Annotated in this window: 14 protein-coding genes; 6 read left to right on the top strand and 8 right to left on the bottom strand. The window is 71.9% G+C overall.

Annotated elements, in window-relative coordinates; all coding sequences use genetic code 11:
* The first annotated feature begins 84 nt into the window (after nt 1-84).
* Together ACI379_RS08790 and ACI379_RS08785 are read left to right on the top strand one after the other, a co-directional pair.
* Entirely contained in the window at nt 85-483 is a 399-nt protein-coding gene (locus tag ACI379_RS08790; protein ID WP_439791709.1) for a hypothetical protein, read from the top strand.
* A 49-nt stretch (nt 484-532) separates the two neighbouring features.
* The gene (locus ACI379_RS08785) at nt 533-1,408 is read left to right on the top strand and encodes a serine/threonine-protein kinase (protein WP_439791708.1); all 876 of its coding nucleotides are present in this window, start codon (nt 533-535) and stop codon (nt 1,406-1,408) included.
* 59 nt (nt 1,409-1,467) lie between these two features.
* Here the strand turns inward: ACI379_RS08785 and ACI379_RS08780 are convergent, their stop codons facing one another.
* Genes ACI379_RS08780 through ACI379_RS08770 form a run of 3 tightly spaced genes read right to left on the bottom strand, consistent with a single transcriptional unit; the run spans nt 1,468 to nt 3,886 of the window.
* On the bottom strand, nt 1,468-2,139 hold the full coding sequence (locus ACI379_RS08780) for a response regulator transcription factor (protein WP_439791707.1): 672 nt from the start codon (nt 2,137-2,139) through the stop codon (nt 1,468-1,470).
* Nucleotides 2,124-3,533 (bottom strand): sensor histidine kinase, encoded by a 1,410-nt coding sequence (locus ACI379_RS08775; RefSeq protein ID WP_439791706.1) that lies wholly within the window; start codon nt 3,531-3,533, stop codon nt 2,124-2,126. The genes ACI379_RS08780 and ACI379_RS08775 overlap by 16 nt, the downstream gene beginning before the upstream one ends.
* 50 nt (nt 3,534-3,583) lie before the next feature.
* Nucleotides 3,584-3,886, bottom strand: a complete 303-nt coding sequence (locus ACI379_RS08770; protein WP_439791705.1) for a hypothetical protein — start codon at nt 3,884-3,886, stop codon at nt 3,584-3,586.
* 163 nt (nt 3,887-4,049) lie between these two features.
* On the opposite strand from ACI379_RS08770, the gene ACI379_RS08765 reads away from it, so the two are divergent.
* Both ACI379_RS08765 and ACI379_RS08760 read left to right on the top strand, forming a co-directional pair.
* Complete coding sequence (locus ACI379_RS08765) at nt 4,050-5,186, top strand: Nif3-like dinuclear metal center hexameric protein (protein WP_439791704.1); 1,137 nt, start codon at nt 4,050-4,052, stop codon at nt 5,184-5,186.
* Between the two features lie 30 nt (nt 5,187-5,216).
* Nucleotides 5,217-5,960 (top strand): zinc ribbon domain-containing protein, encoded by a 744-nt coding sequence (locus tag ACI379_RS08760; RefSeq protein WP_439791703.1) that lies wholly within the window; start codon nt 5,217-5,219, stop codon nt 5,958-5,960.
* Between the two features lie 41 nt (nt 5,961-6,001).
* On the opposite strand, the gene yaaA is transcribed toward ACI379_RS08760, so the two are convergent.
* Nucleotides 6,002-6,775 (bottom strand): peroxide stress protein YaaA, encoded by a 774-nt coding sequence (gene yaaA / locus ACI379_RS08755; protein WP_439791702.1) that lies wholly within the window; start codon nt 6,773-6,775, stop codon nt 6,002-6,004.
* A gap of 51 nt (nt 6,776-6,826) precedes the next feature.
* Between yaaA and ACI379_RS08750 the strand changes: the two genes are divergently transcribed.
* Together ACI379_RS08750 and ACI379_RS08745 are read left to right on the top strand one after the other, a co-directional pair.
* On the top strand, nt 6,827-8,284 hold the full coding sequence (locus ACI379_RS08750; protein WP_439791701.1) for an RNB domain-containing ribonuclease: 1,458 nt from the start codon (nt 6,827-6,829) through the stop codon (nt 8,282-8,284).
* Between the two features lie 294 nt (nt 8,285-8,578).
* The gene (locus ACI379_RS08745; protein ID WP_439791700.1) at nt 8,579-8,947 is read left to right on the top strand and encodes a VOC family protein; all 369 of its coding nucleotides are present in this window, start codon (nt 8,579-8,581) and stop codon (nt 8,945-8,947) included.
* Between the two features lie 27 nt (nt 8,948-8,974).
* On the opposite strand, the gene ACI379_RS08740 is transcribed toward ACI379_RS08745, so the two are convergent.
* From ACI379_RS08740 to ACI379_RS08725, 4 genes are all read right to left on the bottom strand, one after another.
* Nucleotides 8,975-9,667 carry a nitroreductase gene (locus ACI379_RS08740; RefSeq protein ID WP_439791699.1) on the bottom strand — a complete coding sequence of 231 codons (693 nt, stop codon included), beginning with the start codon at nt 9,665-9,667 and terminating at the stop codon, nt 8,975-8,977.
* A gap of 81 nt (nt 9,668-9,748) precedes the next feature.
* Nucleotides 9,749-10,069, bottom strand: coding sequence for a hypothetical protein (locus ACI379_RS08735; RefSeq protein WP_439791698.1), 321 nt, complete (start codon nt 10,067-10,069; stop codon nt 9,749-9,751).
* A gap of 101 nt (nt 10,070-10,170) precedes the next feature.
* Nucleotides 10,171-10,383: a hypothetical protein gene (locus tag ACI379_RS08730; protein ID WP_439791697.1), complete on the bottom strand. Its 213-nt coding sequence runs from the start codon at nt 10,381-10,383 to the stop codon at nt 10,171-10,173.
* Nucleotides 10,384-10,503: 120 nt separating this feature from the next.
* The coding region (locus ACI379_RS08725) for a hypothetical protein (protein ID WP_439791696.1) at nt 10,504-10,775 on the bottom strand (272 nt) is incomplete at its 5' end.

Here is a 10,775-nt window from a genome sequence, read left to right as displayed (position 1 = left end):
CCCTCACCCGGGCCTCACCGGTTGCGACCAGAGTCGTTCCTGCCAGCCGGGAGAACGGCTCCTGGCGCAGCGAAGGAGAACACCATGGCTCGCAAGACCCTCACCGCCCTGCTGACCGGTGGCGTGCTCACCGCCGCCGGCCTCGTCGCCACGGGAGTCGTGTGGCAGGGCGCCGCCGTGGCCAACGACGACGCGGCCAAGCGCGACGACGACGCGGCCGACATCGTCCTGGTCGCCGACGATGACGACGACGACACCAACGACAAGACCGGCGCGACGAACACCCGCAGCAAGAACACCAACACCGGCAACTCGCGCGCCACCAACGACAACACCAACTCGCGCTTCACCGCGGTGAGCCGCGACCGCGACCTCAGCCGCAGCGACAAGACCAAGGACTGGACCCGCGACGGTGGCACCCGCACCCGTGACCACTCCGCGAACCACACCAACGACAAGTCGCGCAACGACACCCGTCGCTGACCCGCGACGGCACTGACGCAGACCCGTTCCGTACGAGGGAAGTGACCTGATGAGCACGCTGTCCAGCTGGGACCTCAGCGAGGGCGAGACCATCGCCGAGGACCTCACGGCCATGAAGCTGCTCGGTGGCGGCAACGCCTACCAGGCGTACCTGGCCTTCGACGAGCAGACCTACGCGCCGGTGGTCGTGAAGGTGCTGCGCCCCGACGAGGTCGAGGACTCCTCGAGCCTGCGGGGCCTGCATCGTGAGGCGGCTGCCCTGGCCGCCGTCAACCATCCCGTGGTGGTGCGGGGGCTGCGTCACGCCGACGCAGGCCCCCGCCCCCACCTCGTCCTCGAGCACGTCGACGGGCCCCGGCTGTCGTCCCTGATCCGGCGGTACGGGCCCCTCACCGAGCAGCAGTACCTCCCGCTGGCGATCGACGTCGCCTCGGCGCTGCACTACCTCGGCCGCCTCGGGTGGACCCACCTCGACGTCAAGCCGAGCAACATCATCATGGGCGCCCCGGCGCGCCTGATCGACCTCTCGGTCGCGCGGACCGTCGAGGACGCGGCACGGCTGCGGGTGCCGATCGGGACCGACGCCTACATGGCGCCGGAGCAGGCGGCACCCGGGGAGTACGGCGAGCCGGGACCGGCCAGCGACGTCTGGGGCCTGGGTGCGACCCTCTTCCACGCCGTCACCGGGCGCCGGCCCTTCGCCGCCGGCGACCTGAACTCCACCGAGCTGACCCAGCAGTACCCCCAGCTGCTCGACGAGCCCGGGGCGGTCGCGGACACCGTCCCGGCCGAGGTGGTCGAGGTGGTGCTGGCGATGCTGGCCAAGGACCCCGCCAAGCGTCCCGCCCCCGCCGAGGTGTCCGACGCGCTGGCCCCGGTGCTGGCCCGCCAGCCCGTGGGCAGGCTCACCTTCAAGGTGCGCTGAACCCCGGCGTACGGACGCCTGTGACCTCCCGGCCCCTCGTGGGTCGGGAGGTCGTCGCGTCAGGTGGCGAAGCGGTAGCCGACGCCCCGCACGGTGGCGATGGCGGCGCTGCCGAGCTTCTTGCGCAGGTAGCCGACGTACACGTCCACGACGTTGCTGCCGGGGTCGAAGTCGTAGCCCCACACGTGGTCGAGGAGCTGCTCGCGGGTCAGGACCTGGCCCGGGTTGAGCATGAAGATCTCCAGGAGCGTGTACTCGCGGGCCGACAGGTCCACGTCGGTGCCGCGCACCTGTGCCAGACGGGTACGACGGTCGAGCCGTACGCCGGCGATGGTCAGGACGTCCTCGTACGCGGAGGACCCGGACTCGCTGGCCTGGCGCAGCCGTACCCGCACGCGGGCCATGAGCTCGGCGAAGCGGAACGGCTTCGCCATGTAGTCGTCGGCGCCGCTGTCGAGCGCGGCCACGGTGTCGGTGACCGAGTCGCGGGCGGTGAGCACGATGACGGGCATCCTGCTGCCCTGGGACCGCAGCTGGTCGAGCACCTCGAACCCGTCCATGCCCGGCAGACCGATGTCGAGGACCATCAGGTCGAACCGGTTGGACAGCGCCTCGTCGAGACCGCTGGGGCCGTCGCTGGCGATCGTGGGTTGGTGGCCCTCGGCGCGCAGTCCCTTGGCGACGAACGAGGCGATCCGTGCCTCGTCCTCGACGATCAGGATCTGTGCCACGTGCGTCCTCCTCGGGGTAGGCGGAGCTCGACCCAGGCTCCGATCGTACGAGCCGAGGAGTCGGTGGAGTCGTCGAGCACGAGGGAGCCTTCGTGGGCCTCCGCGATGGCGGAGACGATCGAGAGGCCCAGACCGAAGCCCTCGTCGCCCTCGCGCACCGTGCCGCGGCCGAAGCGCTGCACCACCGTGTCACGCACCTCCGCGGGGATGCCGTCGCCGCTGTCTCGCACCCACAGCCGGACCTCGTCGTCGGTGACCTCGGAGCCCAGGCCGATCTCGCCACCGGGGTCGGTGTGCTTGACGGCGTTGTCGGCCAGCTGGAGCAACGCCTGGGTGATCCGCTGCTCGTCGAGGTGCGCGGTCTCATGAGCCACGTCGTCCAGCACCCAGGCACGGTCGCCGAGCCCCTGGAACTTCGCGAACACGTTCTGGGTGAGGTCGGCGAGGTCGACCTCGGCACGGACCACGAAGTCGGGCCGGCGGGACTTGGTGAGCAGGATGAGGTCCTGGACCAGGCGTGACATCCGGTCGACCTCGTCCAGCAGCAGGTCGCGGGTCTCCCGGGTCTCGGCCGGGTCCTCGCCGTCCATCAGCTCCAGGTGCCCGCGGAGCACCGTCAGCGGCGTCTTGAGCTCGTGGCCGGCGTCGTCGAGGAAGTCGCGCTGCGCGGTGAACGCCTCCTCGAGGCGGGCGAGCATCTCGTTGGTCGTGACGGTCAGGGCGGTGATGTCGTCGTTGCCCTGCACCGGCAGACGGGCCGACAGGTCGGTCGCGGAGATGCGGCGGGCGGCGGCGTTGAGTCCACGGATGGGCCGCAGCAGCGACCCCGCCACGCGCGAGGCGACGGCCACGATGATCCCCAGTGAGAGCAGCGCGACGAGGATGTAGGTCCGCATCAGGTCGCGGAGCTCAGCGCGCGCCTCGTCCATGAGGACGGCGACGACCAGCCCGTCGTCCTGGTTGCCGTCGACGCTGATCGGCTGGACCGTGAGCAGCACGGTTCCGTACCGGGGGCTCTCCACGGTGGCCTGCGAGCCGGAACGCACGAGCTCGGGGATCGCCTCCAGCACCGTGGGGTCACGGGTCAGCGACGCGTTCGACCCGGCCGAGATGTACTGGACACGCCCCACCCACCCGATGAGCACCTCGTCCTGGCCGGGCAGGTTCCGCTCCAGGAAGACGCGCAGGAGGCGCTCGGAGGAGGTGAACGGCTCCCCGGTCTCGGGGTCCTTGCCGTCGCTCTGGAACCGCACCAGCTCGGAGAGCTCCTGGTCGACCGAGGAGTGGACGGCCTGGTCGATGCGGCGCGCCTCCACGGCGTAGATCAGGACGCCCGTGGCGATCTGGGCAGCGACGACCAGGGCTGCGACGGCGGCGGTGATACGTGTACGCACCGAAACGCCCGGCCGAGCCAGCCGGGCGTCACCGTGGGGGTCAGGTGCGGTCAATCGTCGTCCTCGTCGTCATCGTCGTCCCAGTCGTCGTCGTCGCGCCCGTCATCGTCGTCATCGTCATCGACGTCGTCCGGGGTGGCGTGGACGGTCGTGGGCGGGGAGTTCGTGGTCCTCGTCGGGGACCCGGTCGGCCGAGTCGGCTCCGTGGGCGACGTGGTGCCCGGGGTGGACTCGATCACGACCGGGTCGCGGGGCGGCGGCGTCGTGTCGTCGGCGGCGACCCGGCCGGCCACGAAGGCGGCCAGGGGCACGATCAGTGCGACCGCGACGAGCCACTTCCACCACACGTTCATGCCCCCATCCTCCGTGCGATGCGTGGAAACCGGGTGAGAGCCGCATGAGAGCTCTCTCATGAGGCCGTGCGCCACGCACCCACCATTCTCGTCGCTGCCGGCCAGGATGGCGACCGCACCGGCGGGTGGGCGGGCCGGCACGGTCAGTGGCTAGCCTGCTGGCATGCCGAGTCTGCGCGAGGTCGTCGACCTGTTCCACCAGTGGTACCCGCCCGCCACCGCCGAGTCGTGGGACGCGGTGGGCCTGGTCTGTGGCGACCCGTCCGCCGAGGTCCGCAAGGTCGCCTTCGCGGTCGACCCCACGTACGACGTGGCCCTCGAGGCCGTCGCGTGGGGTGCCGACCTGCTGGTGGTGCACCACCCGCTGTTCCTCGGTGCGGTGAGCTCGGTCGCGGCCACCACCCCGAAGGGTAGGGTCGTGCAGACGCTGACCGCCGGTGGCTGCGCACTCCTCACCGCCCACACCAACGCCGACCAGGCGGTCGACGGGGTCTCCGAGGCGCTCGCCCTGGCACTGGGTCTGCAGGACCTTGCTCCCATCCTCCCGGCACCCACGGGTGCGATGGACAAGGTCGTCACCTTCGTCCCGCACGAGCACGCCGACGCCGTGCGGGAGGCGCTGACCGGGGCCGGCGCGGGAGCCGTCGGCGACTACGACTCGTGCACGTACTCCACGACCGGGGAGGGGCGCTTCCGACCGTTGCCCGGTGCGACGCCCACCGTCGGGGAGGTGGGCGAGCTGGAGGTGGTCCCCGAGACCCGCGTCGAGGCGGTCCTGCCGCGTGGACGACGCGCGGCCGTGGTGCGCGCCCTGCTGGCCGCCCACCCGTACGAGGAGCCGGCCTTCGACGTGGTCGAGCTCGCGGACCCGGGCACGGCCACCACCGGCACCGGGAGGATCGGCAGCACCGAGCCGCTCACCCTCGACGCGTTCGCCGAGCGGGTGGCCGCAGTGCTGCCCGCGACCGCGCACGGTGTCCGGGTCGCGGGGGACCCGGGCCGGACTGTGCGCCGGGTGGCGGTGTGCGGCGGCTCGGGTGACTTCCTGCTGGACAGGATGGCCGGCTCCGACGTGGACGTGTACGTCACCTCCGACCTCAAGCACCACCGTGCCTCGGAGTACCTGGAGCAGGTGCAGTTCGACGGTGGCACCGGGCCGGCGCTGGTGGACGTCGCGCACTGGGCGGCGGAGTGGACCTGGCTGCCCGTGGTGCGGGCTCGGTTGGCGGAGGCGTGGGGCGATAAGGTCGACACGCACGTGAGCACGCTCCGTACCGATCCCTGGCAGTTCCGCAAGTGATCGCACGCTCCCACCCCTGAGGAGATCAGGTTGAAGGCCGACCCGTCCGTCCAGCGCAGGCTCCTCGACGTGCAGGAGCTTGACTCGCGCGTGAGCCAGCTGCGCCACCAGCGCGGCAGCCTCCCGGTCCTCGCCGAGATCGCGACGCTGGAGAAGGAGCGGCTCGGCATCGTCGACCAGCTCCGCGACGCCCGCATCGTCGTCGACGACCTGACCGTCGAGCAGAAGCAGGCCGACGCCGACGTCGAGCAGGTCAAGGCCCGCCGCCAGCGCGACCGCGACCGGATGGACCAGGGGCTGATCACCAACCCCAAGGACCTCGAGCGCATGCAGGGCGAGCTGGAGTCGCTGGAGCGGCGCATCGGCACGCTGGAGGACACCGAGCTCGAGATCATGGAGAAGCTCGAGGAGGCCCAGCAGGTCCACGACGGCCTCGACATCCGGGTCAGCGACATCGACGCCAAGCTGGCCGACCTGATCGGCACGCGTGACGAGGCGTGGCAGGGCATCGACGCGGAGCTGACCGAGGTGCTGGCGAAGCGCGCCCCGGCCGCTGAGGGCATGCCCGCTGACCTGATGACCCTGTACGACCGGCTGCGCGACCAGAAGGGTGGCCTCGCGGCCGCCGAGCTGCGTGCACGCCGCTGCGGCGGTTGCCAGCTGACGCTGGACAACGCCGAGCTGGCCCGGATCAAGGCCGTTCCGGCCGACTCCGTGGTCCGCTGCGAGGAGTGCAGCCGGATCCTGGTCAGGACCGACGAGTCGGGTCTGTGACCCCCGGCCCGGGCGTCGCGGAACGGTGGCCCAGGGCGACCTCAGAGGTCGGTGACGACGACGTCGAGCTGGGTGCCCTTGGGCGTGGCCGTACCCATCTCGACCTTCCACCCCAGCGCGCCCAGCGCGTCGGCGAGCGCCGGGACCGTACGCGGGTTGGCGCCGTCCTCCATCAGGGCGCGGACGATACGACCCTTGGTCGCCTTGTTGAAGTGGCTGACGACCTTGCGCTTGCCGCCGACCTCGTGGAGCACGCGCACGGTGGCCGTGCGTCGCGCCACGTCGGCGTCGGGCCGCCAGAAGTTGGCGTAGGTGGTGGAGCGCAGGTCGACCAGGAGCCCGGTGCCCAGCGCGTCGGTCACGGCCCCGCCGAAGGCCTCGCGCCAGACGCCGGCGACGGGGCCGATGCCGGGGAGGCTCACGTCGCCCGACAGCCGGTACGACGGGATCCGGTCGCCCGGCCGGACCAGACCGAAGAGCGAGGAGACCACGGCTACCCGGGTGGTGGCGCGGCGTCGCGCGGCCGTGCTCAGCGTGGGCAGGTCGAGGGCGTCGTACAGCACGCCGGTGTAGATCGACTCCGCGCGCGCGGTCGGTGCGGTACGCAGCTCGGCGTTGAGGTCGACGAGGTGCGCCTGGGTGGCGCCGAGCCCCAGCACGTCCGCCGCGTCGGGGGAGTCCGAGAGGGCGACGAGCGCGTCCAGGACCCTCTCCCGCGCGGGGGTGAGGGACGGAGAGCCGAGGGCGGACAGGTCGAGCGGCTTGCCGCGGGCGGGGACGGACTTGCCCTCACTGGGCGGCAGCAGGATCAGCACGGGCCCAGCGTAGGCGGCACCGGTGGGGTGCTCAGCCGCTAGGGTGCGGTGGTGCCCAGCAACCGCGTACTGACAGTCAGGCCCGCCCCCGACAGCGTGCTCGCCGAGCAGCTGCGCACGGGGATCGAGGAGATCACCGCTGAGCTCGGGGTGCAGGCAGCGTTCCCCGACGAGGTGGAGCGGGTGGCGGCGGCCTCTGCCGCGTCCCCGCGACTGCCGGAGCTGGACCGTACGGACCTGGAGTTCGTCACCATCGACCCGCCGGGAGCCCGGGACCTCGACCAGGCCCTGCACATCGAGCGGGCCGGCGACGGGTTCCGCGTGCACTACGCGATCGCCGACCTGGGCGCGTTCATCACCCCGGGCGACGCCGTCGACCTGGAGGCCAACCGTCGCGGCGAGACGCTGTACGGCGCCTCGTCCAAGATCCCGCTGCACCCCAAGGCGATCTCCGAGGACGCAGGCTCGCTGCTGCCCGACGCGGTGCGGCCCGCGGTCCTGTGGACCATCGACCTCGACGCCGCTGGCGCGACCACGGCCGTACGGGTGGAGCGGGCGCTGGTCAGGTCGCGCGCACAGCTGGACTACGAGTCGGTGCAGGAGCAGCTCGACGCCGGCACGGCGCCTGAGGTCGTCGAGCTGCTGCGCGAGGTCGGCGAGCTGCGGATCGCCCAGGAGCAGGCCCGGGGCGGCGTCTCGCTGCCGCTGCCGGAGCAGGAGATCGCCGAGTCGGAGGAGCACCCCGGACACCTGCGTCTGAGCTTCCGCGGGCTGGTGCCGGTGGAGGACTGGAACGCGCAGATCTCGTTGCTGACGGGCATGGCGGCCGCCTCCCTCATGGTCGGGGCCAAGGTCGGGCTGCTGCGGACGCTCCCGCCGGCCCAGGAGCGCGACGTGGAGCGGCTGCGTCGTACGGCCAGGGCCCTGCGGATCGAGTGGGCCCGCGACGTCGACTACCCCGCGTTCGTGCGGTCGCTCGACCCCACCCAGCCGCACCACGCCGCGATGGTGGTGGCCTGCACCCGGCTGCTGCGCGGATCGGGCTACGCCGCGTTCGACGGGGAGCTGCCCGAGCAGACCAGACACGCGGCCATCGCCGCCGAGTACGCGCACGTGACGGCACCGTTGCGGCGCCTGGTGGACCGGTACGCGACCGAGGTCTGCCTGGCGGTGTCGGCGGGTGAAGAGGTGCCGGCGTGGGTGCGCGTGCGGCTCCCCGCGCTGCCGGAGGTGATGCGGGAGTCGGGGCGCCGGGCCAACTCGTACGAGAACGCCATCCTCAACCTCGCCGAGGCCGAGCTGCTCCAGTCCCGGGTCGGGGAGTCGTTCGAGGGCGTGGTGCTCGACGCCGACGAGAAGACCGGCACACGGGGCACGGTGACGATCACCGACCCGGCGATCGAGGCGACGGTGACCTCGGAGTCCCGCCTGCCCGTGGGCGAGGACGTCACCGTCACGCTGGTGACCGCCGACCCGGTGAAGCGGAAGGTCGAGTTCGCGCTGGGATGAGGGTGGGTCCGGGCCCCCTGACGAACCCGGACCCAGTCACGGTGCGGAGGCGGTCGAGCGCGCCTCGCGCGCTGTCGCCGTTCCGCAGGCGGGGCCCGATCAGGATCCTGGTGGCGCCCTGTCTCGGGCCGAGTCCCTGATTCCAGTGGAGCACCGTCGCCGGTGGTGCGGCAGGGCCCTTCGGCCCGTGTTCGTGGCCGCCCGACTCTGACCTTTCACGGGGTCCGGAGCGCTGGCCAGTGACACCTAGCGGTCGCGGGTGCAGGATGGAGGTTCGTCCACCAGGAGGCACGCATGCCGCACGGAGACATCACCCACATCGACATCCCGGTCGCGGACATGGACCGCGCGAAGGCGTTCTACGGGACACTGTTCGGCTGGAACATCCAGGCACCGCCCGGCTTCGAGGACTACCCGATGTGGCAGGCGCCCAACGAGGTCAGCGGCGGGGGACTGGCGCCGCGCTCGGACGACTTCACCCAACCCCGCTCGTACGTCGAGGTCGACTCGATCGAGGAGACCCTGGCCGCGGTCGTCGACAACGGAGGTCGGGTCGTGATGGAGAAGTCCCCGATCTCCGAGACGAGCTGGTGGGCGATCTTCGAGGACCCCGATGGCAACCAGGTGGGGCTGTACGAGGGGGTCACCAACACGTCGGGGTGACGTCCCGGGGCACGGTCCGCGTGGCGCTCAGGAGGTGAACCCCCGCAGCCCGGCGTACGTCTCGACGCCCACGCGGTCGGTGCGGAACTGGTTGGCCGGGTGCTCGGGGTCGGGTCGGCCGAAGCTGATGGCGCAGACCACGTGGCGGTCCTCGGGCAGGTCGAAGAACTCGCGGACCAGGCCGGACTGGCTGGCGATGGCGGCCTGGGCGACGGTGGCCACGCCGGCTGAGGTCGCCGCCAGCATGAACGTGCTCAGCCAGCCGCCGCAGTCGACCAGGGCGTACGGGCCCAAGGCAGCGTCGGCGGTGAGGACCGCGACGTGGGGTGCGTCGAAGAAGGTGAAGTTGCGCCAGGCCTGCTGCATCCGGCCGGCCTTGTCGTCGCGGGCGACGCCCACGGCCTCGTACAGGGCGAATCCGGAGCCGCGGCGACGCTCGGCGTGCGCGCCCTCGTAGGAGGCGGGCGGGGTGATGTCGTAGCCGCCCGCGGAGGTCGGGATCCGCTCGGCGAGGAACGACCGGAGCTTCTCGGTCTCCTCGGGGCCGGTGACGACCACCTGCCAGGGCTGGACGTTGCACCACGACGCGGAACTGCCGGCGACGTCGAGCAGGTCGGTCACGAGGTCGGCCTCGAGCGGTTCGGGCAGGAAGGCGCGGCAGCTGTGGCGGGCCTGCGCGAGGCGGGTGAAGGCCGACAGGCCGATTTCAGTGGCGGACATGGCCGCAGTCTGGCAACCGCCTCGTGGCTCGGCGCCCTGGGGTGCCGGTGGACGGAAACGTCGGCAGGGTCGCGCGGTGACTCAGCTGCTGGCGCGGGTCCGACGCTCGTGCAACCGCTGCTGGGCCTCGGGCAGGTAGGCCAGGCAGGGCGCATCGGTGCCGGGGTGCCGGTCCACGAGGTGCAGGATCCAACGGTCCATGGCGGCCATGTAGCCGTTGTCCTCGCCGCGCCGGTGCGTGCCCCATGCCCGGTCGCCGCTGCCGGGGCGGGGGCTGGTGCACGCGGTGCAGTGGATCTTGTAGACGAACTGGTCGTCGGCTCCGACCGTGATGCTGACAACGGCCAGGGGCCCGGCGTCAGTCTGCGCCTTGCGCTGGCGGGCGGAGCGGCTGGCAGCCATGGGGCCTCGTTCTGTCGGGATCGTGAGGTCCCAGACTAGGTGGAGCCGCCGACGTCGCGAGCGGCGGTGCGACGCCGCCCCGCCCCACCGGGTCGGTGGGGCTACAGCCGGAACATCTTGCGGAAGGGGCTGGTGACGCGCACCTTGTGGGAGCCGAAGTCGACCAGGACGGCGCTCGGCTCCACCTGGATCACACGCCCCAGCCCGTGGGAGTCGTGGGAGACCGTGTCGTCGAGCTCGAACTGCTCGATGACCGGTTCGGGATCGGGTTGGAAGGGGCTGCTGGCCAGGTGTGGGCGCGCTGAGGTCGTCATCCCTTCGAGTATGGCACTCGATGGGTGGGACAGAGGGCCTTCGGGCGGAATCCCGCACACGGGCTTGGTGGCTGGCTGCCTCCGAACCGTTCGAAGGCAGCCACGTCGTCCACGGTCGTGTCAGTCGACCTGAGGGACGAAGACCACCTCGGCGCGGTCGCGCTGGACGTGCAGGTCCCAGTAGACCGCCGAGATCTCGTCGGCGGTGGCACCGGGCACGCCCTCCGGTGCGCGGTCCCCGATCCAGGCGCCGATGGCGACGTGGGCGGCCTGGATCCCCTCCGGCTCCAGCTCCTTGTGCAGGTTGAGGACCCACGACCGCAGGGCGGCACCCGCGGTGTTGATGTCCCCCAGCATGGGCGTGGGGTCCACCGAGCCGGCCCCGGTCGTGT

Origin of the sequence: Nocardioides sp. (assembly GCF_051876515.1) — a bacterium.
Taxonomy (GTDB): domain Bacteria; phylum Actinomycetota; class Actinomycetes; order Propionibacteriales; family Nocardioidaceae; genus Nocardioides.
The sequence above is the reverse complement of the archived record's forward strand: the minus strand, read 5'-3'. Positions and strand labels throughout refer to the sequence as shown.

What these genes read in the sequence shown, in the direction of transcription:
- ACI379_RS08735 (WP_439791698.1), bottom strand. Translation starts at nt 10,069, where the DNA reads ATGGCTGCCAGCCGCTCCGCCCGCCAGCGCAAGGCGCAGACTGACGCC.
- ACI379_RS08765 (WP_439791704.1), top strand. Translation starts at nt 4,050, where the DNA reads ATGCCGAGTCTGCGCGAGGTCGTCGACCTGTTCCACCAGTGGTACCCG.
- ACI379_RS08785 (WP_439791708.1), top strand. Translation starts at nt 533, where the DNA reads ATGAGCACGCTGTCCAGCTGGGACCTCAGCGAGGGCGAGACCATCGCC.
- ACI379_RS08740 (WP_439791699.1), bottom strand. Translation starts at nt 9,667, where the DNA reads ATGTCCGCCACTGAAATCGGCCTGTCGGCCTTCACCCGCCTCGCGCAG.
- ACI379_RS08745 (WP_439791700.1), top strand. Translation starts at nt 8,579, where the DNA reads ATGCCGCACGGAGACATCACCCACATCGACATCCCGGTCGCGGACATG.
- ACI379_RS08790 (WP_439791709.1), top strand. Translation starts at nt 85, where the DNA reads ATGGCTCGCAAGACCCTCACCGCCCTGCTGACCGGTGGCGTGCTCACC.
- ACI379_RS08770 (WP_439791705.1), bottom strand. Translation starts at nt 3,886, where the DNA reads ATGAACGTGTGGTGGAAGTGGCTCGTCGCGGTCGCACTGATCGTGCCC.
- ACI379_RS08730 (WP_439791697.1), bottom strand. Translation starts at nt 10,383, where the DNA reads ATGACGACCTCAGCGCGCCCACACCTGGCCAGCAGCCCCTTCCAACCC.